Below are 25,569 nucleotides of genomic sequence, written 5' to 3' on the forward strand. Positions count from 1 at the left end.
CCGCCTGCCGCACGTCCCCGACGCGCGGCATCCGCTCGCCCTGCTACCGTGCAGGAAACGAGGCGCCATCCCCGCTCACAGCGGGGGAGAGGTCCTCGTTTCCTGCAACAGGGCGGCACGGGCGGCACGACGATCCGAGGGAGCACGATGACCGAGCGCAACTGGGCGGGCAATCTCGAGTACGGCGCCGCGCGCGTCGCGAGGCCGGCCTCGGTCGACGAGCTCGCCGAGGTCGTCGCCGCCGCAGCGCACGACGGAACCCGGGTGCGCGCGCTCGGCTCGCGGCACTCGTTCAACCGCATCGCCGACACCGAGGGGGTGCTCGTCGAGACGGCGGGCCTGCCGGCGCGCGTCGAGCTCGACCCCGACGCGCGCACCGTGCGGGTGTCGGCGGGCATCCGCTACGGCGAGCTCGCCGAGGCGATCGACCGCGAGGGGTGGGCGCTCGCGAACCTCGCCTCGCTGCCGCACATCTCGGTGGGCGGCGCGGTCGCCACGGGCACGCACGGATCCGGCGACGGGCTCGGCTCGCTCGCGACGGCGGTCGCGGCGCTCGATCTCGTCACGGCCGACGGCTCGATGCGCACCCTCCGCCGCGGCGACGCCGACTTCGACGGCGCGGTCGTCGCCCTCGGGGCGCTCGGCGTCGTGACCTCGCTCGAGCTCGACGTCCTGCCGACCTACGACGTCGCCCAGCGCGTGTTCGAGCGCCTGCCGCTCGACGCGGTGCTCGCCGACCTCGACGCCGTCACGGGCCTCGCCACGTCGACGAGCCTGTTCACCACGTGGCGCGACCCCGACGTGATCGACCAGCTCTGGCTCAAACAGCGAACGGATGCCTCGAGCATCACCCCATTCCGCCCGGATGCATCCTCGATCCGTCGATCTCCGCCCTTCGAGACTCCCGGAAGGGCGAAGATCGACGGATCGACGCTCGCGCAGGCCGCGGCATCCGGCATCACGCCCGCGGCACCCGCCTTGCTCGAGGAGATGGGCGTACGCGCGGCGACCGTGAAGCGGCATCCGCTGCCCGACGTCTCGGCCGAGCACTGCACCGACCAGCTCGGCGTGCCGGGCCGATGGTTCGACCGCCTGCCGCACTTCAAGCTCGGCTTCACGCCCTCGAACGGCGACGAGCTGCAGTCGGAGTTCCTCGTGCCCCGCGCACATGCCGCCGACGCGATCGAAGCGGTGCGCGCCCTGGCGCCGCGTATCGCGCCGCTGCTGCAGGTGTGCGAGATCCGCACGGTCGCGGCCGATGCGCTGTGGCTCTCGTCCTCGTACGGCACGCCCGCCGTGGGGGTGCACTTCACATGGCTGCCCGACGCTCCCGCCGTCGAGGCGCTGCTGCCCGCGCTGCAGGCCGCGCTCGCCCCGTTCGACGCGCGCCCGCACTGGGGCAAGTTGTTCGACGTCGCCTCGGCCGTCGCAGACGGTCGGATGTCGCGGGTCTACCCGCGTCTGGCCGACTTCGCCGCCCTGCGCGACCGCCTCGACCCGAACCGCGTGTTCGGCAACGACCTGCTGGAGCGGCTCGGGTTGTGAGCGGCGCGCGCCGGCCCCGGAGAGCCCGACGGCGAACGCCCGGGCCTACCCGCCGGCGAACGGCGGCAGGATGTCGACCCGCTCGGTGAGCGCCGCCGCAGGGTCGCGCTCGACGCGCCCGCCGACGAGGAACGAGCCCGAGCGCAGCACGCGCTCCATCGGGGCACCGTACCGGGCGAGGAGTATCTCGCGCAGGTCGCCGACGGTCGCCGCGCCCTCGAGCTCGACGAGCTCCTCTTCGCGTCCGGCGGCCTCGGCGGCGGCGGCGAAGTAGCGGACGGTCACGGCGGTCATGGCTTCGATGCTAACCCGCGAGCGGATGCCTCGCCGTCGCCCTGCGTCGCGCCCCGTCACGCGCTGGGCTCCGGGGCGCCCGGCCCGCCCTGCCCGCCGGGTCCGTCCCGTCCCCTGGCACCCGCCCCCTGGCACCCGCCCCCTCCCGCCGTCGGCGCCGAGCCGCGTGCGAGGATGGCTGCATGGATCCCGTGTCGCCGGCCCTCACACGCCCGGGCCCGCTCGTGCAGCCCGGTCCTCCGCTCACGGGGGCGCAGGTCTCGCGCTTCAGCCGGCAGCTCATGCTGCCGGGCTTCGGCGAGCTCGCGCAGCGCCGCCTCGCCGCGGCCCGCGTGCTCGTGATCGGCGCCGGCGGCCTCGGCAGCGCCCTCGTGCCCTACCTCGCGGGCAGCGGGGTCGGCACCATCGGACTCGCCGACGACGACACCGTCGAGCTCTCGAACCTGCACCGCCAGGTCAGCCACGGCGTCGCCGACCTCGGGCGCGCGAAGGTCGACTCGCTCGCCGACACGGTCGCGGCGATCGATCCGTCGTGCCGCGTCATCCGTCACCGCGATCGCCTCACGTCGGCGAACCTGCTCGACCTCCTCGCCGACTACGACCTGCTCGTCGACGGCAGCGACAACTTCCCGACGCGGTACCTCGCGAACGATGCGGCGGTGCTCGCCGGCATCCCGCTGGTGTGGGGTTCGATCCTGCGGTTCCACGGGCAGGCCGGCGTCTCGTGGCGCGAGTTCGGGCCGACCTACCGCGATCTGTTCCCGGTTCCGCCGTCGCCCGACGAGGTGCTCTCGTGCGAACAGGGCGGGGTGCTGCCGAGCATCTGCGCGCTCGTCGGCGCGCTCATGTCGACCGAGGTCGTGAAGATCGTGACCGGGGTCGGCGAGCCGCTGCTCGGCCGCGTCATCACCGTCGACACCCTCACCGGCCGCTCGCGCGAGATCGCGTACGAGGCGGTCGCCGATGCGCCCGAGATCACGTCGCTCATCGACTACGAGGTGTTCTGCGGGGTGCGCGCGCCCGGCGATGCGGGCGACGACGCGGCCGCCGACGGTGCGGTCGACGGCGAGGGCGCCGGGGCGGATGCCGCATCCGCACGCGCGTCGGGCACGCCGGCGCCGCGCGGGGTCACCGCCGCCGAGGTGCTCGCTCGCGTGCGCGGCGGCGAGGCGCTGCGCCTGCTCGACGTGCGCGAGCCGTACGAGGCGTCGCTGCGCCGCATCGCCGGCAGCGAGCTGCTGCCCCTCGGCGACCTCGTCGCGGGCGCGGAACCTGAGTCCGGCGACGCCCCGCTCATCGTGTACTGCGAGCAGGACCTGCGTTCTCGCCGGGCCGCGCGCGTGCTCCTCGAGCGCGGTCACGCCGACGTCGTGTTCCTCGTCGGGGGCATCGACCGCTTCGCGAGCGTCGCCGACGACCTCGTGCAGCGCTGACGTTGCAGGAAGTTCGAGGGGGCACGCGGGCCGGACGCCATCGATGCGCGGGGTGTCGACCGATTCTTCCTGCAACTCGAGGCAGGTCCGCGCGTCATCCGCCGATGTAGCTCATCTCGATCTTCGGGCGGGCGGCACGCAGTTCGGGCGTGAGCGTCGCCCGCACCTCGGAGTAGCGGTCGTCGCGCGCACCCCAGATCGCGCCCATCGCGTCGGCGAGGCCGGCGTCGTCGACGCCGCCGCGGAGGAGTGCCCGAAGGTCGTGCCCCTCGGAGGCGAAGAGGCACGTGAACAGGCGCCCCTCGGTCGAGATGCGCGCCCGGTTGCAGGTGCCGCAGAACGCCTGGGTGACGCTCGAGATGACGCCGATCTCGCCCTCGCCGTCGGCGTAGCGCCAGCGCGCGGCCGTCTCGCCGGGGGCGGTCGCCCCGAGCGGCTCGAGCGGCATCCGCTCGCCGATGCGCGCGACGATCTCGGAGGACGGGACGACCTCGCCGAGCTCCCACCCGTTGGAGGTGCCGACATCCATGTACTCGATGAAGCGCAGCGTGAACGGGGTGCCCTTGAAGTGCTCGGCCATGGGCAGGATCTCGTGGTCGTTGAGGCCGCGCTTGACGACCATGTTGACCTTCACGGGGCCGAGTCCGGCGTCGTGGGCAGCCCGGATGCCGTCGAGCACGCGGCCGACCGGGAACCGCACGTCGTTCATCGACTGGAACAGCGCCTCGTCGAGCGAGTCGAGCGACACGGTGACGCGGGTGAGGCCGGCCGCCTTGAGCGAGGCCGCCTTCATCGCGAGCGCCGAGCCGTTCGTCGTGAGCGCGATCTCGAGGGGGCGGCCGTCGGGCGTGCGCAGCTCGGCGAGCCCGGCGATGAGTTCTTCGATGCCGCGTCGCAGCAGCGGTTCGCCTCCGGTGAGGCGCAGCTTCTCGACGCCGTGTGCGGCGGCGACGCGGGCGATGCGGGTGATCTCCTCGAAGCTGAGGAGCTCGTCGCGGTCGAGGAACGCGTAGTCGCGGCCGAACACCTCCTTCGGCATGCAGTACACGCAGCGGAAGTTGCAGCGGTCGGTCACCGAGATGCGCAGGTCGCGAAGGGGCCGGCCGCGCAGGTCGCTGAGGCCCCCGGTCGAGGGCAGGCGTCGGGCGGATGTCGCGGGTGCGGGCCGCGCGGGCCGCGCGGGCCCGACCGGGCGTGGCGGGGCGGGCATGCCGAGGCGCACCGGCGCGGCGGCCGGCTTCGTCGCCTCGTGCGTCATGCGAACCCCTTTCGTGGCGTCAACGCTAACACCGGGGAGGCCGAATCCCTCCCGTAAGACTTTCACAGTCCGGAAACAACATTCCAAAAAAGTGTGGCGAAGTGCCGTTTCGGCTGTTATCGTCGATCCCGCAGTCACCGGCCCCACAAGGTCCGCACGCCGCACCACTCACCCTGACGAAGACCCCCGCCGGATCGAAGAGGATCCACCCGACGAGGCATCCCGAACGCTCGGGCTCCTCGACCCGGCGAGACAGCAAGGAAGCTCGACTCACCATGGACACGTTCGCCAGCACCACACAGCCCGCACCCCCGACCGACCCGGCGCAGGCCGCCGCCGCGTACCTCGCCCACGCCGTCGAACTCGCCACGCAGAACGTGCGCGAGAACGGCGGCCCGTTCGGTGCCGTCGTCGTCACCGCAGACGGCAGCGTCTACGAGGGCGTCAACCGCGTCACGGCCAACCTCGACCCGACGGCGCACGCGGAGGTCTCGGCCATCCGCAACGCCTGCCAGGGCCAGGGCACGTTCGACCTCAGCGGTGCGACGCTGTACACGAGCTGCGAACCGTGCCCCATGTGCCTCGCCTCATCGCTCTGGGCCCGCATCGACCGCGTGTACTTCGCGGCCGGCCGCGACGACGCGGCGGACGCGGGCTTCGACGACGCCGTCTTCTACCGCTACTTCGAGGGCGGCAGCGAAGACCGGGCGATCATGCCGGTCGCGAACATCGACCTCGGCGCCGATCAGCGCGTGGCTCCGTTCACCGAGTGGAACAGCACCATCTCTCGTATCGACTACTGAGCAGGAGATCCACCAAGTGTCACAATCGACCACCGTCCGCGAAGACGCGGGCACCCCCGAACCCGAGACGCCGCCGACGATCAGGGGCGGCATCGACCGCTTCTTCGAGATCACGAAGCGCGGCTCGACGTTCGGCCGTGAGATCCGCGGCGGCATCGTCACGTTCGTCACGATGGCCTACATCGTCATCCTCAACCCGCTCATCATCGGCGGTGCGCCCGACGTCACCGGCCACATCCTCGACCCCGCGCAGGTGGGCGCCGCGACCGGCCTGACCGCCGGCGTCATGACGATCCTGTTCGGCGTCGTCGCCCGGCTCCCGTTCGCGATCGCCGCGGGCCTCGGCATCAACTCCTTCCTCGCCGTCTCCGTCGTGGGCAACGTCACCTGGCAGGAGGCCATGGGCCTCGTCGTCATCAACGGCGTCATCATCGTGCTGCTCGGGGCCACCGGCGCGCGCACGGCGATCTTCCGTGCCGTCCCGAAGGCGCTGAAGGCGGCGATCACGGTCGGCATCGGCCTGTTCATCGCGTTCATCGGCTTCGTCGACAGCGGGTTCGTGAACCGCACCCCGGCCGGCCCGCCCGTGCAGCTCGGCGACGCGGGCTCGATCACCTCGGTGCCGACGGCGATCTTCCTGCTCGGCGTGGTGCTCATCGGCATCCTCGTCGCGCGCAAGGTGCCCGGCGGCATCCTGATCGGCATCGTCGCGACGACCATCGTCGCGATCATCGCGCAGTCGATCCTGAAGCTCGGACCGAGCTTCGAGGAGCCGGGCGGCTGGCACATGACGACCCCCGAGCTGCCGTCGCAGATCTTCACGGTTCCCGACTTCGGCCTCGTCGGGCAGTTCGACGTGTTCGGCGCGTTCGAGCGCATCGGCGTGCTCTCGGCGACGATGCTCGTGTTCACGCTCGTGTTCACGAACTTCTTCGACGCGATGGGCACGATGACGGGCCTCGCGAAGAACGCCGGGGTCGCGCACAAGGACGGCACGTTCCCGCGCCTGCGTTCGGCGTTCATCGTCGAGGGCACGGGCGCGATCGTCGGCGGCATGACCTCGACCTCGTCGAACACGGTGTTCGTCGACAGCGCGTCCGGTATCGGCGAAGGTGCGCGAACCGGGCTCGCCTCGGTCGTGACCGGCCTGCTGTTCTTCGCCTCGACCTTCCTCACGCCGCTCACGCTCGTGGTGCCGATCGAGGTCGGTTCCGCCGCGCTCGTGGTGGTCGGCGCGATGATGATGGCGCAGGTGCGCGAGATCGACTTCCGAAAGTTCTCGATCGCGCTGCCGGCCTTCCTCACGATCGTGACGATGCCGCTCACGTACTCGATCGCGAACGGCATCGGCATCGGGTTCATCACGTGGGCGCTGATCAACGCGGCCTCCGGTCGCGGTCGCAAGGTGCACTGGCTGCTCTGGGTGGTCGCCGCCGGCTTCGCGCTGTACTTCGTGCGCGGGCCCATCGAGTCGATCATCGGCATCGGCGGGTAGCGGCCCTGAGCGCTCCGATGCTCGGAGCCCCGGCCTCGACGATGCGGCCGTGACGACGCCCCGCACCGACTCCTCGCGAGCCGGTGCGGGGCGTCCTTCATGCGCAGGGCCGTCGGCGTCGCCCCGTTCGACGCACGTGCACCGGCACCGTGTCCGGAAGGACTTCAGGAGAGGATGGAGCGATGACCACCACGCCCGCTCCCTCGGCATCGGTCTGGCGGGCGACCGGAATGCCGGCCCTGCTCGCCGTGACCGCCCTCGGCTTCGCCGGGTACGCCGTGCTGCTGCCGGTCGCGCCGCTCTGGGCGGTCGAGGGCGGCTCGGGACTCGTCGGGGCCGGGTGGGTCACGGGCCTCTTCATGTTCGCGACCGTCGCCGGGCAGACCATGGTGCCCGCCGCGCTCGGGCGCTTCGGCTGGGCCCCCGTGCTCGTGACGGGCCTCGTGCTGCTCGGCCTCCCTGCCCCGCTCATGCTCGTCTCGGCCGACCTCGGCCCGGTGCTCTTCTGGTCGGGTGTGCGCGGACTCGGGTTCGCGGTGCTCACGGTCGCCGGATCGAGCGCCGTGGCCGAGCTCATCGAGCCCGCGCGTCGTGGGCGCGCGCTCGGAGCGTGGGGACTCGCGATCGCCGGTCCGCAGCTCGTGCTGCTGCCGCTCGCGCCGGTGGTCGCGGAGCACCTCGGGTACGCGCCCGTCTTCCTCGCGGCCGCCGTGCCGCTGCTCGGTATCGTCCCCGCCGTGCGCCTCGCCCGTCACCTCGCGGCCCTGCCGCCGCATCCGACCGAGCACGTGCATGCGTCGCAGGGCGCCCGGGCGGCGTTCGTCGCACTCTTCCGACCGGTCGCGATCCTCATCGCGGTCACGCTCGCCGGCGGCGCACTGATCACCTTTCTGCCCCAGATGTCGGGCGACGAGGTGCTCACCGCTGTGGCGCTGTTCGGGCTGACGGGCATGGCGGCGCTGACCAGGTGGCTCATCGGCGGCCCCGCCGACCGCTTCTCGGCCCGCGCGCTCATGTGGCCGCTCGTGCTCTGCACCGTCGCAGGCCTCTCGCTCACCGCATGGGCGGTCGTCGACGCCGAGGCGACCCTCGGCTGGGCGCTGCTCGGCGGTGCCGCGCTCGTGGGCGTCGCGTACGGGGGCCTGCAGAACCTCACCCTCGGCGAGGCGTTCGCCGCGGTCGGGCCCCGCGACACGCTGCTCGCGAGCGCGGTCTGGAACATCGGCTTCGACGCGGGCACGGGCGTCGGCGCGGTCGTCGTCGGTGCGCTCGCCGCCGGGTTCTCGTTCCCCGTCGCGCTGCTCGCAGCCGCGGGCGTCTCGCTCGCGACCCTGCCGCTCGCCCTGGTACGACGGCGGGTCAGCCTCGGCCGATGAGCGGCATGCCCGCAGCCGTGACGGTCAGGTGCGGCACGCTCACGCCGAGCGGCAGGTTCGCGACGTGCACGAGGAGCCGGGCGAGCGGGTCCGCCTCCATGGTCGGCTCGACGAGGCGGCTGCCGTCGGCCTGCAGCGCGCCCTCGCCGACGATGCCGTCGAGCAGCCCGGTGCGAACGTTGCCGATGTCGAGCTGCGTGCACGTGATCTCGTGCGCGCGCCCGTCGAGCTCGATCGATTTCGAGAGCCCCGAGATCGCGTGCTTCGTCGTGGTGTAGGCGACCGACCGCGGGCGCGGCGACTGCGCCGAGACCGAGGCGTTGTTCACGATGCGGCCCCCCGGCGGGGTCTGCGCGGACATCTGTCGGAACGCGGCGCCCGCGCAGAGCACGGCACCCGTCACGTTGACCGCGAGCACGGCCTGCCAGTCGTCGGGCGAGAGCTCGCCGACATCCGCCGCCGTCCCGAACGAGCCCGCGTTGTTCACGAGCAGGTCGAGTCGACCGAAGCGCGCCACGTGCGCCGAGAACACCGTCTCGACGCCCGCGGCATCCGTCACGTCGGCCGGAACCGCGAGCGCGTCGGCGTGCGGCCCGGCGTCGACCGAGGCCGCCTCGAGCAGGGGAGCGAGTCGACGGCCGACGAGCGTGACGCCCCATCCGTCGGCGAGGAGGGCACGTGCGACGGCCCGCCCGATGCCGGTTCCGGCCCCGGTGACGACCGCGGACCTCGACGGGGCCGCGCTCATCGACCGGCGGAGGGGTGCGTGACCGGAAGCGCGGGCTCGTCGGCCGGTTCGGGGGCGGGGGCCGCGTCGACCGTCCCGGCCGCATCGACCGAGCCGACGCCCGCCGGCCGGCCGGCGTCGTCGATGAGCTGCAGGACGCGAGCCGCCACGCTCACCGCGACGACCGCGGGCGCCTTGCCCGAGACCTCGGGGATGCCGATGGGCGTCGTCACGCGCGCGAGCGACGCCTCGTCGTGCCCGAGGTCGAGCAGCTTCACGCGGAACCGCGACCACTTCGACGACGACCCGATGAGCCCGATCGAGCCGAGCCCCTCGGTGCGCAGCGCGGTCTCGGTGATCGCCAGGTCCTCGACGTGGTCGTGGGTCATGATGAGCACGTGCGCGCCCGTCTCGAGGTCGGCGAGGGCGGCCTCCGGCACCGGCTCGTGGTGCAGGTGCACGCCGGCCACGGCGTCGGCGAGCGGTCCGCCGACGAGGCGTCCGTCGGCGTCGGGCACGCCCAGGCGCTCGGGCGCGAGCATCTCGGCCCGCGAGTCGACGAGATGCAGGTCGAGCTCGTGGCGGGCGAGGATGCGGGCGAGCTCGAGGCCCACGTGGCCGACGCCGAACACGGCGACCGACGGCACGACGCGCACCGGTTCGAGCAGCATGGTGACCTCTCCTCCGCAGCACTGCACGCCGTACTCGGTGACGGCCTTGTCGCTGAGCGTGAGCGTCAGCAGCTCGGGTTCAACGCCGCCCGTCGCGAGCAGGTCGCGCGCCCGTCGCACGGCGGTCGCCTCGAGGTTGCCGCCCCCGACCGTGCCGAAGAGCTCGGTCGGGGAGACGACGAGCTTCGCGCCGCCGTTGCGGGGCGCGTGGCCGCGCACCATGGCCAGCGTCACGACGACCGCGGGGGTGCGCTCCTCGCGCAGCCGCCGTAGCGCGTCCAGCCAATCCAGGGGGCGCGAGACCATCAGATGCGCACCGTCTCGCGGGCCGCAGCGGGCTCGCCCGCGGCATCCGTCGTCGGCTGCGCTACCGCTTCGGTCGGCGCACCCGAGGGCGCATCGGCGAGCGACGCCGCCTCGCGTGCGGCCTCGATCGCCCAGTACACGGCCTCGGGGGTCGCGGGCGAGCCGAGCTCGACGCTGTGCCCCGTGGGACCGAAGGCGCCCACGGCCTCGCGGATCGCCTCGCGGGCGCTGAACGCGAGCATGAACGGCGGCTCGCCGACGGCCTTCGAGCCGTACACGGCACCGGACTCCGTCGCCCGCTCGAACAGGCGCACGTTGAACTCCTCGGGCATCTCCGAGAAGCTCGGCAGCTTGTACGTGCTCGCCGACTGGGTCTTCAGTCGTCCGCGGTGCGGCCCGTCGGACTCGTCCCAGCGCAGTTCCTCGAGCGTGAGCCAGCCGAGGCCCTGCACGTAGGCGCCCTCGACCTGGCCGATGTCGATCATGGGCGAGAGCGAGTCGCCGACGTCGTGCACGATGTCGACGCGGCGCACCCGGTAGGCGCCCGTGAAGCCGTCGACCTCGACCTCGGTGGCCGCGCAGCCGTAGGCGAAGTACTTGAACGGCGAGCCCTGCATGAGGTCGGGATTCCAGTGCAGGCCCTCGGTGCGGTAGTAGCCCGCGGCCCAGAGCTGCACGCGCTGCAGGTACGCGGCGTTCACGACCTCGGCGAACGGCAGGCGATCGGCCTTGCCGAGGCCGGTGACGAATCCGCCCTCGAAGCGCACGTCGCGCTCGTCGACGCCGAGCAGGCGTCCGGCGACCTTGGCGATGCGCTCGCGGATCTGCTCGCACGCGTTCTTCACCGCGCCGCCGTTGAGGTCGGCGCCGGAGGAGGCCGCAGTCGCGGAGGTGTTCGGCACCTTGTCGGTGCGGGTCGGGGCGAGGCGCACCTGGTGCAGTTCGAGCCCGAGCGCGGTGGCCGCGACCTGGAGCATCTTCGTGTGCAGGCCCTGCCCCATCTCGGTGCCGCCGTGGTTGATGAGCACCGAGCCGTCCTTGTAGACGTGCACGAGGGCGCCCGCCTGGTTGAACGCGGCGAAGTTGAACGAGATGCCGAACTTCACGGGCGTGATCGACAGGGCGCGCTTGACGTCGTGGTGTGCGGCGTTGAACGCGTCGATCTCGGCGCGGCGGGCGGTGAAGTCGCTGTCGGCGAGGAGCTCGCTCCAGATCGCGTCGATGCGCTCGGCGTCCTTCACGAGCTGCCCGTACGGGGTCGACTGGCCCGGCCGGTAGAAGTTGCGACGGCGCAGGTCGGCCGGCGCGAGGCCGAGCTGCGGGGCGACCCGGCCGAGGATGTCCTCGATGAGGAACACGCCCTGCGGGCCGCCGAACCCGCGGAACGCGGTCTGCGAGGTCTTGTTCGTCTTCGCGATGCGCCCGTCGGCGTGCACGTTCGGGATCCAGTAGGCGTTGTCGAGGTGGCAGAGCGCACGGCCGAGCACGGGCTCGGAGAGGTCGATGCTCCAGCCGCCGTCGGCGGTGAGGGTGGCCTCGAGCGCCTGGATCATGCCGTCGGCGTCGAAGCCCGCCTTCCACTCGATGTGGAACGGATGCCGCTTGCCGGTCATCGTGATGTCCTGCGTGCGGTTCAGGCGCAGGCGCACCGGCCGGCCGGTGAGCTTCGCGCCGAGCGCCGCGATGGCCGCGAATCCGTGCGGCTGCATCTCCTTGCCGCCGAACGCGCCGCCCATGCGCAGCGACTGCACGGTGACCTCGTTGCTCGGGATGTCGAGCACGTGCGCGACGATCTCCTGCGTCTCGGAGGGGTGCTGCGTCGAGCACTGCACGAAGTACTGGCCCTCGGAGTCGCGGATCGCGAACGAGGCGTGCGTCTCGAGGTAGAAGTGCTCCTGCCCGCCGAACTCGGTGACGCCTTCGAAGACGCGGTCGGATGCCGCCATGGCCGAGGCCGCGTCGCCGCGCGCGACCGTGCGCGCGATGCCCTGGAAGGATTCGGCCGCGATGGCGTCGCGGACGGTGACGTACGAGGGGAGCGGTTCGTACTCGACGCGCACGGCCTCGGCGCCGAGGCGGGCGGCCTCTTGGGTCTCGCCGAGCACCCAGACGAGCGCGTGCCCGTAGAACATGGCCTCGCTCGGGAAGAGCGGCTCGTCGTGCTTGATGCCGGCGTCGTTCACGCCGGGCACGTCGTCGGCGGTGAGCACGCGCACGACGCCGGGGACGTCATAGGCGGACGCGACGTCGACGCTCACCCTCGCGTGCGCGTTCGTGGACTGCACGGGCCAGGCGGTCAGCGTGCCGACGGTCTGCGCGGCGAGGTCGTCGGTGTACATCGCGGCGCCGGTCACGTGGAGCTTCGCGCTCTCGTGGGTGGCGCGCAGGCCGACGACGGGGTTCGCGGGGCGTTCGGCGAGGGCGCTCATGCCGAGACCTCCTTGGATTCGATGACGGTCGCGCTGTAGAGCTTCAGCAGCGAGGTGCCGAGCATGTGGGAGCGGTACTCCGCGCTCGCGCGGTGGTCGGACATGGGCGTGCCCTCGGTGCGCAGCACCGCGGAGGCGGCGCGCACGGTGGCGATGTTCCACGGCCGGCCGATGAGCGCGGCCTCGGTGTCGCGAGCCCTCAGCGGGGTCGCCGCGACGCCGCCGAGGCCGATGCGGGCGTCGACGACCACGCCGTCGCGGAGGTCGAGGGCGAACGCGACGGCGACGCTCGAGATGTCGTCGAAGCGACGCTTGGCGATCTTGTGGAACGCGGTGATCTCGGCGAGCGGGAGCGGGATGCGGATGGAGCGGATCAGCTCGTTCCTCGCGCGGACCGTCTGGCGGTAGCCGGTGAAGTAGTCGGCGAGGTCGACCTCGCGCTCGCCGTCGACGGACGCGAGCACGAGGCTCGCGCCGAGGGCGAGGAGGGCCGGCGGGGTGTCGCCGATGGGGGAGCCGGTGCCGAGGTTGCCGCCGATGGTGCCGCGGTTGCGGATGAGCCGAGACGCGAACTGCGGGAAGAGCTTGGCGAGCAGCGGCACCCGGCCGTCGAGGCGGCGCTCGATCTCGCTGAGCGAGAGGGCCGCGCCGATCTCGACGACGTCGTCGGCGACGGTGAGCGTGCGGAGCTCGTCGAGCTGCTCGATCGCGACGACGAGCGGTGCCCGGCGGCCACGGAGGTTCACCTCGACGCCCCAGTCGGTGGATCCGGCGACGAGCACGGCGGTCGGCTCCTCGTCGAGGATGCGGAGCGTGTCGGCGAGGCTCGCGGGCCGCACGAAGCGGCTGCCGTCGACCTCGACGTCGGTGGGCACGGGATCGGGTGCCGGGCGGCGACGCCGCTCGGCGAGTTCGTCGCCCGCCTCGGGGAAGCCGAGCGTGTACGCGGCGTCGCGGATGGGCCGGTAGCCGGTGCAGCGGCAGAGGTTGCCGCTCAGTGAGTGCAGGTCGAACCCGTTGGGGCCGTGCTCGGCGTCGGCGGCGCCGGATGCCCCGGAGGCGCCGGGCGCGCCGGGCGCCGCGTCGGCCGGGCAGCCCTCGTCGTGGGAGCTCGCGGGCGCGCGGTCCGCTCGGTAGTACTCGCCGGCCATGCTGCACGCGAAGCCGGGCGTGCAGTAGCCGCACTGGGAGCCGCCGGCCTCGGCCAGCTTCGCCTGCACGGGGTGCAGGTCTTCGGTGCCGCCGAGGCCCTCGGCCGTGACGATCTCCTGGCCGTTCAGGGCGGCCACGGGCACCAGGCACGCGTTGACGGGGGTCCAGGCGGTGCCGCCGTCGGCGGTGGGCGTGGCGAGCAGCATCGCGCAGGCGCCGCATTCGCCCTCGGCGCAGCCCTCCTTGCTGCCCGGCAGGCCCGTTTCGCGGAGCCAGTCGAGGGCGGTGGTGTGGGCGGGGACTCCGTTGAGGGGGCGGACGGCCCCGTTGACGGTGACGGCGATGTCTGGCATCGGATCTCCTCGGATTCGGTGTCGGCATCGACACCTGCGGCACCGGGGCCCCGATGGCCCCACCTCGCACCGCGCCTGCTTCGGGCAGTCATCTCGATGATACTGCGTCTGAAGCAAGAACTTCTTGCTCTTCGAAATCAAGATTCCGTAGAGCGGATATCACCTCATGGCGTGAGCCAGCGGAGCACCGGCATGCGGTGCATGAGTCGCGCGAATCGACCGGGCTCCCTGGTCATGCGCGCCGGCATGTGGATGTCGGGGTCGATCACGTTGGAGGCGGTGAACGCGTAGGGGCGGGCGACGACGCCGCGCTCCTCGGGGTAGTGGGACATGTCTCGCTCCTCTCCGCTCAATTCCGAGATGCGGAAGTGCATTTCTGAATTACGGAAAGCGTAAGCGAGGTCGGCGGGTGCCGTCAAGGGTCGCGAGCAGAGCGGATGCCGCGGCATCCGACACGTCCGGACGCGCGCCGGCGAGCGCCGCGCACGGGCGGCGGAGTGGGAGCCCGGCCTCAGGCGGTCGCGGCCGAGATGTCCTGGACGATCTCGCGCAGCACGGGGATCGCCCGCTCGGCGAAGGCCTCGTCGACGCGTGCGACCGGGCCCGAGACCGAGACGGCGGTCGGCACGGGCGCGCCGGGCACGGTCATGGCGTAGCAGCGCACGCCGATCTCCTGCTCGTTGTCGTCGATCGCGTAGCCGCGTTCGCGGCTGAGGTGCAGGTCTTCGAGGAGGGCGTCGACCGAGTCGATCGAGTACTCCGTCGATTTCGGGAGTCCGGTGCGCGCGACGATGTCGCGCACGACCTCGTCGTCGAACTGGGAGAGGATCGCCTTGCCGACGCCGGTGTTGTGCAGGCCCGAGCGGCGGCCGACCTCGGTGAACATGCGCATGGCGTGCGGCGACGGGGCCTGCGAGACGTAGATGACCTGGTCGCCGTCGATCGTGGCGAGGTTGGCGGTCTCGCCGAGGCGTGACACGAGGTCTTTCAGCTGGGGCTTCGCGAGCTGGCCGAACTGGCGGTTCGCCACTTCGCCGAGGCGCACGAGCCGAGGGCCGAGCGCGTAGCGGCGGTTCGCGAGCTGGCGCGCGTACCCGAGCGAGACGAGCGTGCGGAGCAGGCGGTGGATCGTGGGCAGCGGCAGTTCGGCCATGGCCGAGAGCTCGCTCAGCGTCACGTCGCCGCCCGCGTCGGCGATGAGTTCGAGGAGGTCGAAGACTCGGGCGACAGACTTGACGCCTTCGGTCGGGCTGTCGGCCATCCGTGCTGCTCCAGTTCGTTCGAGCTCGCGATCCGCACGCTCCGGCGCGGCACGAGTTATCCGCATCGCGGAAGTCTTCGGGTTCAGACAAGATACCGCACGCCGTGTCGACGGCCCGGGATTTTTGCATCGTGGGCTTGTGTTTCCGAATAGCAGAGAATAATGTCCATCATACGAAAACTTGTGCCAATGGTTTTCATGACCGAGGGTGGCCACGCCATCCGGGAAGGACTTTCGATGGCGAACCCGAGTCCCGGCTATTCCATCCAGCTGCGCGTCGAGGCGCCCGCGGGCGTCACGGCGACGAGCGAACTCGTCGTCACGGTCGCCGATGCGGGGGCCGTGGTCACCGCCGTCGACGTGAGCGAGTCCACGGGCGACCGCGTGCTCGTCGACCTCACCTGCTACGCCGCGAGCGCCGAGCACGCCGCGCAGGTCGCCGAGGCGCTGGCCGCCCGCGAGGGCGTGATCGTGCACGATGTCGCGGATCGCACCTTCAGGCTGCACGCCGGTGGCAAGCTGGAGATCGTGCCGAAGACGCCACTGCGCAACCGCGACGACCTCTCCCGGGCCTACACCCCGGGCGTCGCGCGCGTCTGCCTCGCCATCGCCGAGCAGCAGGCCGACGCCCGCCGCCTCACCGTCAAGGGCAACACCATCGCCGTCGTCACCGACGGGTCCGCGGTGCTCGGGCTCGGCAACATCGGGGCGCTGGCGTCGATCCCGGTCATGGAGGGCAAGGCGGCCCTGTTCAAGCAGTTCGCCGACGTCGACGCGTGGCCCGTCGCGCTCGACACCCAGGACACCGAGGAGATCATCCGCATCGTCAAGGCCCTCGCGCCGGTGTACGGCGGCATCAACCTCGAGGACATCGCGGCCCCCCGCTGCTTCGAGATCGAGCGCCGCCTCCGCGAGGAGCTCGACATCCCGGTCTTCCACGACGACCAGCACGGCACCGCCATCGTCACCCTCGCCGCGCTCGTGAACGCCCTGCGGCTCGTGGGCAAGCGGCTCCCCGACGTGCGCATCGTCGTGTCGGGCGTCGGCGCGGCCGGCTCGGCCATCATCCAGCTGCTCGTCGCCGAGGGCGCACGCGACATCGTCGCCTGCAGCCGCACCGGGGCGATCCACCGCGGCCGGGCCTACGACGACCCGCACCGCACCTGGATCGCCGAGAACACGAACCGGCAAGGCGTGCACGGCACGCTCGCCGAGGTGCTCGTCGGCGCCGACGTGTTCATCGGCGTGAGCGCGCCGAACCTCCTCGGCGAGGCCGAGATCGCCGCGATGGCCGAAGGGTCGATCGTGTTCGCCATGGCGAACCCCGACCCCGAGGTCGACCCGGTCGTCGCCGCGCGGCACGCCGCGGTCGTGGCCACGGGCCGCAGCGACTTCCCGAACCAGATCAACAACGTGCTCGCGTTCCCCGGCTTCTTCCGCGGACTGCTCGACGCCGGCGCCGTCGACATCACGCCCGCGATGCTCGTGGCCGCCGCCGAGGCGATCGCCTCGTGCGTCGGCGAGGACGAGCTCAACGCGAGCTTCATCATCCCGAGCGTGTTCGACCCCGACGTCGCACGCGTCGTCGCCGAGGCGGTCGTCGCCGCCGCGCACCGCACCGCACCCGCACAGGAGGAATCCGCAGCATGACCACCCCAGCCGTCCAGGCCCCGCCGGCCGCCCAGGCCCCCGCCGTCGAGATCACCCGCACGTCGACCGTCGTCGGCGCCGACGAGATCCTCACGCCCGAGGCGCTCGCCTTCGTCGCCGAACTGCACCGGCGCTTCGCGGGAACCCGCGCGGGGCTCCTCGCCGAGCGGCAGGCCAGGCGCGAGCGCATCGCCCGCGGCGGCACGCTCGACTTCCTGCCCGAGACGCGCGACGTCCGCGAGGGCGACTGGCACGTGGCATCCGCGCCCGAGGCGCTGCTCGACCGCCGCGTCGAGATCACGGGGCCCGCCGCGCCGCCGAAGATGGCGATCAACGCCCTGAACTCGGGCGCCAGGGTCTGGCTCGCCGACCTCGAGGACGCCACGAGCCCCACCTGGGACAACGTCGTCGGCGGCGTGAAGAACCTGCGCGACGCCGCGCTCGGCACGCTGGCCTACACGTCGCCCGCCGGCAAGCCGTACGCGCTGCGCACCGACGTGCGCCGCCCGACGGTGGTCACCCGGCCGCGCGGCTGGCACCTCCCGGAGCGCCACCTGCTCGTCGACGGCGAGCCGGCCGTGGGTGCGCTCGTCGACTTCGGGCTGCACTTCTTCCACACGGCGAAGCTGCTCATCGCCAACGGCCACGGACCGTACTACTACCTTCCGAAGCTCGAGAGCCACCTCGAGGCGCGGCTCTGGAACGACGTGTTCGTGTTCGCGCAGGACGCCCTCGGCATCCCGCAGGGCACCGTCAGGGCGACCGTGCTCATCGAGACGATCCCCGCCGCCTTCGAGATGGACGAGATCCTCTTCGAGCTGCGTGAGCACGCCTCGGGCCTGAACGCCGGGCGCTGGGACTACCTGTTCAGCATGATCAAGGTGTTCCGCGACGCCGGAGCCGCCTTCGTGCTGCCCGACCGCGCCTCGGTCGCGATGACCGCGCCCTTCATGCGCGCGTACACCGAGCTGCTCGTGAAGACCTGCCACCGTCGCGGCGCCGCGGCGATGGGCGGCATGGCGGCGGTCGTGCCGAACCGCAACGACCTCGAGGTCACCGCGGCCGCGTTCGAGAAGGTGCGCGCCGACAAGACCCGCGAGGCGAACGACGGCTTCGATGGCTCATGGGTCGCCCACCCCGACCTCGTGCCGGTGTGCCGCGAGGTGTTCGACGCCGTGCTCGGCGAACGGCCGAACCAGTTCGACCGGCAGCGCCCCGAGGTCGAGGTCTCCGCCGCGCAACTGCTCGACGTCGCCTCCGCCGGCGGCGAGGTCACCGAGGCCGGCCTGCGGGCGAACCTCTACGTCGCCGTCGCGTACACGGCCGTCTGGCTCTCGGGCAACGGCGCGGTCGCGATCCACAACCTCATGGAGGACGCCGCGACCGCCGAGATCTCGCGCTCGCAGGTCTGGCAGCAGCTGCGCAACGGGGTCGTGTTCACCGACACGGGCCGACAGATCACGCCCGACCTCGTGCGCGACGTGCTCGCCGAAGAGGTCGACCGGCTGCGCGGCGAGGTCGCCCCCGAGCTCTTCGCCCGCTGCTACGAACCGGCCGCGGCGCTCATCGCCGACATCTGCCTCTCCGAGGACTACGTCGACTTCCTCACCCTGCCCGCCTACGAGCTCCTGGACTGAACATGGCGAGCGCATTCACCGCGGACGACCTCGACCGCATCGACGCCCGGCTCCTCGCCACCGACGAGCTGCTCGCCACCGCGTATGCGGGCGACGACGGCTCGCGCCAACCCGTGCACACCGTGTACGTCCCGGCCGACCGGTTCGCCCCCGAGCTGCCCGCGCAGTGGGGGAGCGCCGCACGCGACGCCGTCGACGCCGCCGGCGGCCTCGCGGCCCTCGCCGGGCGGGTCGGCATCGCGCCGGACATCGCCGACGACGTGGTGCCGCGCGTCGCGGCGAAGCTCGCCGAGGAGCCCATCGAGGACCTGCGCCTCGACTTCGAGGACGGCTACGGCGACCGGGGCGACGAGGCCGAGGACGCGGATGCCGCGCTCGCGGCCGCGCGCATCGCCGACGCCGTCGAGGCCGGGGTCGCGCCGCCGTTCATCGGCATCCGCTTCAAGTGCTTCGAGGCGCCGACGCGACGCCGCGCGCTGCGCACCCTCGACCGGTTCGTGGCCGGCCTCGTCGAACGCGGGCCGCTGCCCGACGGCCTCGTGCTGACGCTCCCGAAGGTCACGACCGTCGCGCAGGTCGAGGCGATGGCGGATGCCGCGGCCACCCTCGAACGCGCCCACGGGCTCCCCGAGGGGCGCCTCCGCTTCGAGGTGCAGGTCGAGACCCCGCAGCTCGTGCTCGGGGCCGACGGACGATCCCCGGTCGCGCAGCTCGCGCTCGCCGCCCCCGGGCGCATCAGCGGACTCCACTACGGGACCTACGACTACAGCGCCTCGCTCGCGATCGCCGCGCGGTACCAGTCGATGGAGCATCCGGCGGCCGACCTCGCGAAGGGCGTCATGCAGCTCGCGGCGGCCGGCACCGGCATCCGCCTCTCCGACGGCTCCACGAACATCCTGCCGATCGGGGACCGCAGCGAAGCGGCGTGGGCGCTGCACGCCAGGCTCGTGCGCCGCTCGCTCGAGCGCGGCTACTACCAGGGCTGGGACCTGCACGCCAACCAGCTGCCGACCCGCTACCTCGCGACGTTCGCGTTCTACCGCGAGGCCTACCCCGAGGCATCCGCCCGCCTTCGCGCCTACCTCGAGCGCACGCCGGGTGCGGTGCTCGACGAACCCGCGACCGCTCGGGCGCTCGCCGACGTGGTCCTCCGCGGCGTCGCCTGCGGCGCGATCACGCCCGACGAGGTCGCCGCCGACATCGGCATCGACCGCCCGAGGCTCGTCGGCCTCGCGCATCCGCGGCTCGCCGACCGAACCCGACCCGACCCGACCTGACCCGAGAGGAGTCCACGTGGGCTACTACACCCCGGCAGGCGGACTGCCCCCGCAGACCGACCTGCTCACCGACCGCGCGGTCGTCAAGCTCGCGTACACCTTCATCCCGAAGGGCGTGCTGCGCGACATCGTGACGAGCAGCCTCCCGGGGTTCACCGGGACCCGCTCCTGGATCCTCGCCCGCCCCACGCCGAGCTCGGCGACGACCTTCTCGCAGCTCATCGTCGAGATCTCCCCGGGCGGCGGTGCGACCAGGCCAGAGCCCGAGGCCGGCGTCGAGGGCGTCGTGTTCGTCACCGCGGGATCGCTCGCGCTCGACCTCGAGGGGGAGCGGCACGTGCTCGAGGCCGGCGGGTACGCCTTCCTCGCGCCGGGTGCGAACTGGTCGCTCGCGAACGAGGGCGACGAGATCACGAGCTTCCACTGGATCCGCAAGGCCTACGAGCCCGTCGACGGCATCGCCCCGCCCGCGTCGTTCGTCACGCGCGACCAGGACATCGAGCCGACGCCGATGCCCGACACCGACGGCGCCTGGGCGACCACGCGCTTCTCCGACGCGAGCGACCTCGCGCACGACATGCAGGTCAACATCGTCACGTTCCAGCCGGGCGGATCGATCCCGTTCGCCGAGACGCACGTCATGGAGCACGGACTGTTCGTGCTGCAGGGCAAGGCGGTCTACCGGCTCAACGACGACTGGGTCGAGTGCGAGGCCGGCGACTACATGCTGCTGCGCGCGTTCTGCCCGCAGGCCTGCTACGCGGGCGGCCCCGAGCCGTTCCGCTACCTGCTCTACAAGGACATGAACCGGCAGATCCGGCTGACCTGACGCGACCTGAACTCCGGATGCCCCGCGTGTGCGGGCACCCGACCCGACGCCCGGCGATCCCTCGAGATCGCCGGGCGTCTCGTCGTCCGGCCGCCTCGAGCGCGACGCCACCGTCCGAGTTGCAGGAAGTTCCGGATGCCGCGCGGCGTGTCGTGCCCCGATCCACGGCGTGTCGGGCGGAAGTTCCTGCACTCGGCGGGGCCGACCTCCGACGGAAGCCGAACTGGTGTTGACCTCCGTGGATCCCTCGCCTAGTATTTCATCACGCAGAAGTTAAATTCCGAATTACGGAAAAGACGAAGGAAGTCGAAGATGACGTACACGGTGAACTGCTCGATCCTCCTCACCGAGCTGCCGCTGCTCGAGCGTCCCGCCGCCGTCGCCGCGGCCGGGTTCGACGCGGTCGAATTCTGGTGGCCGTTCGCCGAGGCCGTCCCCGCCGATCGCGACGTCGACGCGTTCATCGCCGCGATCCGCGACGCCGGCGTGCAGCTGACCGGCCTCAACTTCTTCGCGGGCGACATGCCGGGCGGCGACCGCGGCCTCGTGTCGTGGCCCGCACGCGCGGCCGAGTTCCGCGACAACATCGACGTGGTCGCCGGCATCGGGCGCGAGCTCGGCACGCGCGGCTTCAACGCGCTCTACGGCAACCGCGTCGAGGGCGTCGACCCCGCCGAGCAGGACGCCGTGGCGATCGAGAACCTCGCGGCGGCCGCGGCCGGCGTCGCCGCGATCGGCGGCACCGTCCTGGTCGAGCCCGTCAGCGGTGCGGCGCGGTACCCGCTGCTCACGGCCGCCGACGCGCTCCGCGTGATCGACGGCGTGCGCGCCGCCTCGGGCGCCGACAACGTGAAGCTCCTCGCCGACTTCTACCACCTCGCCGTGAACGGCGACGACGTGGCATCCGTCATCGAGGCGCACGCGGCCCGGTTCGGCCACATCCAGATCGCCGACGACCCCGGGCGGGGCGCCCCCGGCACCGGCACCCTCCCGCTCGACGCGTGGATCGCCCGCAGCCGCGAACTCGGCTACGACGGGCCGATCGGCCTCGAGTACAAGGCCCCCGCCGACACCGCGTTCGCCTGGCTCGCCGCAGAACCCGCGGCCGCCGACGCCCGCTGACCGAACGCGCACCCCGCGATCACCCCGCGATCACCCCGCGACCCACGAACCACACCCCCGCACGCACCGCAAAGGACGCACCATGACGAACATCGCAGTCATCGGACTCGGCATCATGGGCCTGCCCATGGCCCGCAACCTCGTGAAGGCCGGCCACGCCGTCGCCGGCTACAACCGCTCGCCCGAGCGCATCGAGCAGCTCGTCGCCGACGGCGGCCGGGCTGCGACGAGCGTCGCCGACGCCGTGGCCGACGCCGACGTCATCATCACGATGGTGCCCGACTCGCCCGACGTGGCGGCCGTCGCCGGCGGCGAGGACGGCATCATCGCGAACGCGAAGGTCGGCGCCATCTGGGTGGATGCCTCGAGCATCCGACCGGATGTCGCGCAGCAGGTCGCCGCCGACGCCCGGGCCGCCGGACTCCGGCCGCTCGACGCGCCCGTCTCGGGCGGCGAGCAGGGCGCCGTCGACGGCGTGCTCTCGATCATGGTCGGCGGCGAGGCATCCGACTTCGAAGCGGCCCTCCCGGTGCTCGAGGCCGTCGGCAGGACGATCGTGCACGTCGGCCCCTCGGGCGCCGGCCAGACCGTCAAGGCCGCGAACCAGCTCATCGTCGCCGTGAACATCCAGGCGCTGGCCGAGGCGATCCTCTTCCTCGAGGCGTACGGCGTCGACACCGACGCGGCGCTGACCGTGCTCGGCGGCGGACTCGCCGGCTCGAAGGTGCTCGACCAGAAGGGGCGCAAGATGCTCGACCGCGACTTCGCCCCCGGATTCCGACTGGCCCTCCACGACAAGGACCTCGGCATCGTCACCGGAGCCGCCCGCGAGGCCGGCATCGTCGTCCCGCTCGGCGCCCACGTCGCCCAGCTCGTCGGCTCGACCGTCGCGAAGGGCGACGGCGGCCTCGACCACTCCGGACTCTTCAAGCTCACCCTCGCCGCCGCAGGCCGCGAGTAATCCCGTAAGGACACTCCCATGACTCGTATGCGAACCGTCGACGCGGCCGTGCTGATCCTCGAGAAGGAGGGCGCCACCGAGGCGTTCGGCCTCCCCGGCGCCGCGATCAACCCGTTCTACTCCGCGATGCGCGCCCACGGCGGCATCCGGCACACCCTCGCCCGTCACGTCGAGGGCGCCTCCCACATGGCCGACGGATACTCCCGTGCCGCCGACGGCAACATCGGCATCTGCATCGGCACGTCGGGCCCCGCGGGCACCGACATGATCACCGGCCTCTACGCGGCCATGGCCGACTCGGTGCCGATCCTCTGCATCACCGGCCAGGCGCCCGTCGCGAAGCTCCACAAGGAGGACTTCCAGGCCGTCGACATCGAGTCGATCGCGAAGCCGCTGACGAAGATGGCGATGACCGTGCTCGAGCCGGCGCAGGTGCCGGGCGCGTTCCAACAGGCGTTCCAGCTCATGCGCTCGGGGCGGCCGGGACCGGTGCTGCTCGACCTCCCGATCGACGTGCAGATGGCCGAGATCGAGTTCGACATCGACACGTACGAGCCGCTGCCCATCGCGACGCCGGCCGCGAGCCGCGCGCAGGCCTCGAAGGCGCTCGACCTGCTGACCGCGTCGAGGCATCCGCTTATCGTCGCCGGCGGCGGCGTCATCAACGCCGGCGCGTCGGCGCAGCTCGTCGAGCTCGCCGAACTGCTCGGCGTGCCCGTCGTGCCGACGCTCATGGGCTGGGGCGCGATCCCCGACGACCACCGCCTCGCGGCCGGCATGGTCGGCCTGCAGACCTCGCACCGCTACGGCAACGAGACGTTCCTGGCATCCGACTTCGTGATCGGCATCGGCAACCGCTGGGCGAACCGCCACACCGGGGGTATCGAGACCTACACGCGGGGGCGTACCTTCGTGCACATCGATATCGAACCCACGCAGATCGGTCGCGTGTTCGCGCCCGACTACGGCATCGTCTCGGATGCCGCGGCCGCCCTCGAAGCCCTGCTCACGGTGGCCCGGGAACGGGCCGTCGCCGGAAGCCTGCCCGACTACTCGGACTGGGCCGACGAGGTGCGCGAGCGCAAGGCCCGCCTCCAGCGCAAGACGCACTTCGACTCGGTGCCGATCAAGCCGCAGCGCGTCTACGAGGAGATGAACCTCGCGTTCGGCGCCGACACCACCTACGTCTCGACGATCGGCCTCTCGCAGATCGCCGGCGCGCAGATGCTGCACGTGTACGGCCCCCGCAAGTGGATCAACGCCGGCCAGGCCGGCCCTCTCGGCTGGACCGGCCCCGCGGCGCTCGGCGTCGTGCGCGGCAAGCCGGGCGAGAAGGTCGTCGCGCTCTCGGGCGACTACGACTTCCAGTTCATGATCGAGGAGCTCGCGGTCGGCGCGCAGTTCAACCTGCCGTACATCCACGTCGTCGTGAACAACAGCTACCTGGGCCTCATCCGGCAGTCGCAGCGCGGCTTCGAGATGGACTACCACGTGTCGCTCGCGTTCGACAACATCAATACGCCGGCCGACGAGCAGAGCGTCGCCCACGGCTACGGGGTCGACCACGTGAAGGTCGCCGAGGGACTCGGCTGCAAGGCCGTGCGCGTCGAACGCCCCGAAGACCTCGCCGCGGCGTTCGCCGAGGCGGAGTCGCTGCTCGCCGAGCACCGCGTGCCCGTGGTCGTCGAGGTCATCCTCGAGCGGGTCACGAACATCTCGATGGGCGTCGAGATCGACGGCGTCAACGAGTTCGAGGAGATCGCGACCACGCCCGAAGACGCGCCGACCGCGATCCTGTCGCTCCAGCAGGTCTGACATGCGCGTCATCGTCGCTTCCGACAAGTTCAAGGGGTCGCTGACCGCCGCAGAGGTGGCGCAGCGCGTCGCCGCGGGGCTCCGGTCGGCGGATCCTTCGATCGAGGTCGTGTCGGTGCCGGTCGCCGACGGCGGCGAGGGCACGCTCGAGGCCGCGGTCGCGGCCGGCTACGATCGCCGCACCGCGGTCGTGGCCGGCCCGACCGGCGCGCCCCTCGAGGCAGAGTTCGCCGTGCGCGGCGAGGTCGCGGTCATCGAGATGGCGCGGGCTTCGGGGCTCGACGTGCTGCCGGGGGGCATCCGTGACGCCCTCGGCGCCACGAGCTTCGGCACGGGCCAGCTCATCGGCGCAGCCCTCGACGCCGGATGCCGCGAGCTCGTGCTCGGCATCGGCGGCAGCGCCTCGACCGACGGCGGCGCCGGACTGCTCGCCGCGCTCGGTGCGCGGCTGCTCGACGACGCCGGCAGCGACCTGCCGCTCGGCGGCGGTGCGCTCGCCGGCCTCGCCTCGATCGACCTGAGCGGCCTCGACCCGAGGCTCGCGTCCGCGCACGTCGTGCTCGCGAGCGACGTCGACAACCCGTTGCTCGGCGATGCCGGGGCCGCGGCCGTGTTCGGTCCGCAGAAGGGCGCCGACGACGCCGACGTCGCCGCGCTCGACGCCGCGCTCGCCCGGTTCGTCGAGGTGCTCGAGGCGACGGATGCCGCGGGGCCGACTCGTCTGCTCCCGGTGGCGCCCCGCGCCGCCGCCGTCAGGGCCGGGGCGGGCGCCGCGGGCGGCGTCGGGTTCGCCGCGCTCGCCGTGCTCGGCGCGGAGCGCCGGCCCGGCATCGACGTGGTCATCGCCCTGACCGGCCTCGCCGAGGCGCTCCGCGGGGCCGACGCCGTCGTCACCGGCGAGGGCAGCCTCGACGAGCAGAGCCTCATGGGCAAGACGCCGATCGGCGTCGCCCGCGTCGCGGCCGAGGCAGGCGTCCCCGTCTACGCCGTCTGCGGCCGCACGAGCCTCGACGACGAGACGCTCCGCACGGCCGGGTTCGCCGGCGTGCGGCAGCTGCTCGAGCTCGAGCCCGACGCCGACCGCGCCATCGCGCAGGCGCCCGAGCTGCTCGAACGCCTGGCCGCGCAGCTCGCCGCGCAGCTCGGCGGGCCCATCGACCGCGACCGGCCCATCG

Annotated in this window: 20 protein-coding genes and 1 pseudogene; 13 read left to right on the forward strand and 8 right to left on the reverse strand. The window is 72.4% G+C overall.

Translation table 11 applies throughout. The annotated features are described in order from the left end of the window. The first annotated feature begins 147 nt into the window (after positions 1-147). Positions 148-1,545, forward strand: a complete 1,398-nt coding sequence (locus GQQ92_RS09870) for an FAD-binding protein (protein WP_156999073.1) — start codon at positions 148-150, stop codon at positions 1,543-1,545. Between the two features lie 45 nt (positions 1,546-1,590). On the opposite strand, the gene GQQ92_RS09875 is transcribed toward GQQ92_RS09870, so the two are convergent. After that, complete coding sequence (locus GQQ92_RS09875) at positions 1,591-1,839, reverse strand: MoaD/ThiS family protein (RefSeq protein WP_156999074.1); 249 nt, start codon at positions 1,837-1,839, stop codon at positions 1,591-1,593. A gap of 182 nt (positions 1,840-2,021) precedes the next feature. On the opposite strand from GQQ92_RS09875, the gene GQQ92_RS09880 reads away from it, so the two are divergent. Next, positions 2,022-3,272, forward strand: a complete 1,251-nt coding sequence (locus tag GQQ92_RS09880) for a ThiF family adenylyltransferase (protein ID WP_156999075.1) — start codon at positions 2,022-2,024, stop codon at positions 3,270-3,272. A gap of 94 nt (positions 3,273-3,366) precedes the next feature. On the opposite strand, the gene moaA is transcribed toward GQQ92_RS09880, so the two are convergent. Next, a complete protein-coding gene (gene moaA, locus GQQ92_RS09885; RefSeq protein WP_232057617.1) occupies positions 3,367-4,530 on the reverse strand; it encodes a GTP 3',8-cyclase MoaA in 1,164 nt (387 codons plus the stop codon). A gap of 275 nt (positions 4,531-4,805) precedes the next feature. On the opposite strand from moaA, the gene GQQ92_RS09890 reads away from it, so the two are divergent. From GQQ92_RS09890 to GQQ92_RS09900, 3 genes are all read left to right on the forward strand, one after another. After that, positions 4,806-5,333 (forward strand): nucleoside deaminase, encoded by a 528-nt coding sequence (locus GQQ92_RS09890; protein WP_156999076.1) that lies wholly within the window; start codon positions 4,806-4,808, stop codon positions 5,331-5,333. Between the two features lie 16 nt (positions 5,334-5,349). Then, on the forward strand, positions 5,350-6,828 hold the full coding sequence (locus GQQ92_RS09895; RefSeq protein ID WP_232057618.1) for an NCS2 family permease: 1,479 nt from the start codon (positions 5,350-5,352) through the stop codon (positions 6,826-6,828). Positions 6,829-7,010: 182 nt separating this feature from the next. Further along, positions 7,011-8,204, forward strand: a complete 1,194-nt coding sequence (locus tag GQQ92_RS09900) for an MFS transporter (RefSeq protein ID WP_232057619.1) — start codon at positions 7,011-7,013, stop codon at positions 8,202-8,204. On the opposite strand, the gene GQQ92_RS09905 is transcribed toward GQQ92_RS09900, so the two are convergent. The 6 genes from GQQ92_RS09905 to GQQ92_RS09930 form a co-directional block, all read right to left on the reverse strand. Then, positions 8,188-8,952 carry an SDR family oxidoreductase gene (locus GQQ92_RS09905; protein ID WP_156999077.1) on the reverse strand — a complete coding sequence of 255 codons (765 nt, stop codon included), beginning with the start codon at positions 8,950-8,952 and terminating at the stop codon, positions 8,188-8,190. The genes GQQ92_RS09900 and GQQ92_RS09905 overlap by 17 nt on opposite strands. Beyond that, positions 8,949-9,908, reverse strand: coding sequence for a xanthine dehydrogenase accessory protein XdhC (gene xdhC, locus GQQ92_RS09910; RefSeq protein WP_232057620.1), 960 nt, complete (start codon positions 9,906-9,908; stop codon positions 8,949-8,951). The genes GQQ92_RS09905 and xdhC overlap by 4 nt, the downstream gene beginning before the upstream one ends. Next, positions 9,908-12,337 carry a xanthine dehydrogenase molybdopterin binding subunit gene (gene xdhB / locus GQQ92_RS09915; RefSeq protein WP_156999078.1) on the reverse strand — a complete coding sequence of 810 codons (2,430 nt, stop codon included), beginning with the start codon at positions 12,335-12,337 and terminating at the stop codon, positions 9,908-9,910. Before xdhB ends, xdhC begins: the two co-directional genes overlap by 1 nt. Then, positions 12,334-13,842, reverse strand: a complete 1,509-nt coding sequence (locus tag GQQ92_RS09920) for a xanthine dehydrogenase small subunit (protein ID WP_156999079.1) — start codon at positions 13,840-13,842, stop codon at positions 12,334-12,336. Before GQQ92_RS09920 ends, xdhB begins: the two co-directional genes overlap by 4 nt. A 164-nt stretch (positions 13,843-14,006) precedes the next feature. Continuing rightward, on the reverse strand, positions 14,007-14,174 hold the full coding sequence (locus GQQ92_RS09925) for a hypothetical protein (protein WP_156999080.1): 168 nt from the start codon (positions 14,172-14,174) through the stop codon (positions 14,007-14,009). Positions 14,175-14,353: 179 nt separating this feature from the next. After that, entirely contained in the window at positions 14,354-15,103 is a 750-nt protein-coding gene (locus GQQ92_RS09930; protein WP_156999081.1) for an IclR family transcriptional regulator, read from the reverse strand. Positions 15,104-15,340: 237 nt separating this feature from the next. On the opposite strand from GQQ92_RS09930, the gene GQQ92_RS09935 reads away from it, so the two are divergent. The 8 genes and pseudogenes from GQQ92_RS09935 to GQQ92_RS16540 all read left to right on the forward strand — a co-directional run. Beyond that, positions 15,341-16,753: an NAD(P)-dependent malic enzyme gene (locus GQQ92_RS09935; RefSeq protein ID WP_156999082.1), complete on the forward strand. Its 1,413-nt coding sequence runs from the start codon at positions 15,341-15,343 to the stop codon at positions 16,751-16,753. Further along, positions 16,750-18,390: a malate synthase A gene (gene aceB, locus GQQ92_RS09940; RefSeq protein ID WP_156999083.1), complete on the forward strand. Its 1,641-nt coding sequence runs from the start codon at positions 16,750-16,752 to the stop codon at positions 18,388-18,390. Before GQQ92_RS09935 ends, aceB begins: the two co-directional genes overlap by 4 nt. Positions 18,391-18,392: 2 nt before the next feature. Next, positions 18,393-19,667 carry a DUF6986 family protein gene (locus GQQ92_RS09945; RefSeq protein ID WP_156999084.1) on the forward strand — a complete coding sequence of 425 codons (1,275 nt, stop codon included), beginning with the start codon at positions 18,393-18,395 and terminating at the stop codon, positions 19,665-19,667. Positions 19,668-19,683: 16 nt separating this feature from the next. Beyond that, positions 19,684-20,496 carry a bifunctional allantoicase/(S)-ureidoglycine aminohydrolase gene (locus GQQ92_RS09950; RefSeq protein ID WP_156999085.1) on the forward strand — a complete coding sequence of 271 codons (813 nt, stop codon included), beginning with the start codon at positions 19,684-19,686 and terminating at the stop codon, positions 20,494-20,496. A gap of 312 nt (positions 20,497-20,808) precedes the next feature. Then, a complete protein-coding gene (locus tag GQQ92_RS09955) occupies positions 20,809-21,618 on the forward strand; it encodes a hydroxypyruvate isomerase family protein (RefSeq protein ID WP_156999086.1) in 810 nt (269 codons plus the stop codon). Between the two features lie 82 nt (positions 21,619-21,700). Next, positions 21,701-22,579, forward strand: coding sequence for a 2-hydroxy-3-oxopropionate reductase (locus GQQ92_RS09960; protein WP_156999087.1), 879 nt, complete (start codon positions 21,701-21,703; stop codon positions 22,577-22,579). Between the two features lie 18 nt (positions 22,580-22,597). Then, positions 22,598-24,394, forward strand: a complete 1,797-nt coding sequence (gcl, locus tag GQQ92_RS09965) for a glyoxylate carboligase (RefSeq protein ID WP_156999088.1) — start codon at positions 22,598-22,600, stop codon at positions 24,392-24,394. A 1-nt stretch (position 24,395) separates the two neighbouring features. Further along, a pseudogene (locus tag GQQ92_RS16540) lies at positions 24,396-25,538 on the forward strand (glycerate kinase); the annotation flags it as partial. Between the last annotated feature and the right edge of the window lie 31 nt (positions 25,539-25,569).

It is taken from the genome of Agromyces terreus (genome assembly GCF_009749465.1).
GTDB lineage: Bacteria > Actinomycetota > Actinomycetes > Actinomycetales > Microbacteriaceae > Agromyces > Agromyces terreus.

What these genes read in the sequence shown, in the direction of transcription:
- GQQ92_RS09880 (WP_156999075.1), top strand. Translation starts at nt 2,022, where the DNA reads ATGGATCCCGTGTCGCCGGCCCTCACACGCCCGGGCCCGCTCGTGCAG.
- xdhB (WP_156999078.1), bottom strand. Translation starts at nt 12,337, where the DNA reads ATGAGCGCCCTCGCCGAACGCCCCGCGAACCCCGTCGTCGGCCTGCGC.
- GQQ92_RS09930 (WP_156999081.1), bottom strand. Translation starts at nt 15,103, where the DNA reads ATGGCCGACAGCCCGACCGAAGGCGTCAAGTCTGTCGCCCGAGTCTTC.
- GQQ92_RS09870 (WP_156999073.1), top strand. Translation starts at nt 148, where the DNA reads ATGACCGAGCGCAACTGGGCGGGCAATCTCGAGTACGGCGCCGCGCGC.
- xdhC (WP_232057620.1), bottom strand. Translation starts at nt 9,908, where the DNA reads ATGGTCTCGCGCCCCCTGGATTGGCTGGACGCGCTACGGCGGCTGCGC.
- GQQ92_RS09890 (WP_156999076.1), top strand. Translation starts at nt 4,806, where the DNA reads ATGGACACGTTCGCCAGCACCACACAGCCCGCACCCCCGACCGACCCG.
- GQQ92_RS09875 (WP_156999074.1), bottom strand. Translation starts at nt 1,839, where the DNA reads ATGACCGCCGTGACCGTCCGCTACTTCGCCGCCGCCGCCGAGGCCGCC.
- gcl (WP_156999088.1), top strand. Translation starts at nt 22,598, where the DNA reads ATGACTCGTATGCGAACCGTCGACGCGGCCGTGCTGATCCTCGAGAAG.
- GQQ92_RS09935 (WP_156999082.1), top strand. Translation starts at nt 15,341, where the DNA reads ATGGCGAACCCGAGTCCCGGCTATTCCATCCAGCTGCGCGTCGAGGCG.
- GQQ92_RS09955 (WP_156999086.1), top strand. Translation starts at nt 20,809, where the DNA reads ATGACGTACACGGTGAACTGCTCGATCCTCCTCACCGAGCTGCCGCTG.
- GQQ92_RS09900 (WP_232057619.1), top strand. Translation starts at nt 7,011, where the DNA reads ATGACCACCACGCCCGCTCCCTCGGCATCGGTCTGGCGGGCGACCGGA.
- GQQ92_RS09960 (WP_156999087.1), top strand. Translation starts at nt 21,701, where the DNA reads ATGACGAACATCGCAGTCATCGGACTCGGCATCATGGGCCTGCCCATG.
- GQQ92_RS09945 (WP_156999084.1), top strand. Translation starts at nt 18,393, where the DNA reads ATGGCGAGCGCATTCACCGCGGACGACCTCGACCGCATCGACGCCCGG.
- GQQ92_RS09925 (WP_156999080.1), bottom strand. Translation starts at nt 14,174, where the DNA reads ATGTCCCACTACCCCGAGGAGCGCGGCGTCGTCGCCCGCCCCTACGCG.
- GQQ92_RS09920 (WP_156999079.1), bottom strand. Translation starts at nt 13,842, where the DNA reads ATGCCAGACATCGCCGTCACCGTCAACGGGGCCGTCCGCCCCCTCAAC.
- GQQ92_RS09905 (WP_156999077.1), bottom strand. Translation starts at nt 8,952, where the DNA reads ATGAGCGCGGCCCCGTCGAGGTCCGCGGTCGTCACCGGGGCCGGAACC.
- aceB (WP_156999083.1), top strand. Translation starts at nt 16,750, where the DNA reads ATGACCACCCCAGCCGTCCAGGCCCCGCCGGCCGCCCAGGCCCCCGCC.
- moaA (WP_232057617.1), bottom strand. Translation starts at nt 4,530, where the DNA reads ATGACGCACGAGGCGACGAAGCCGGCCGCCGCGCCGGTGCGCCTCGGC.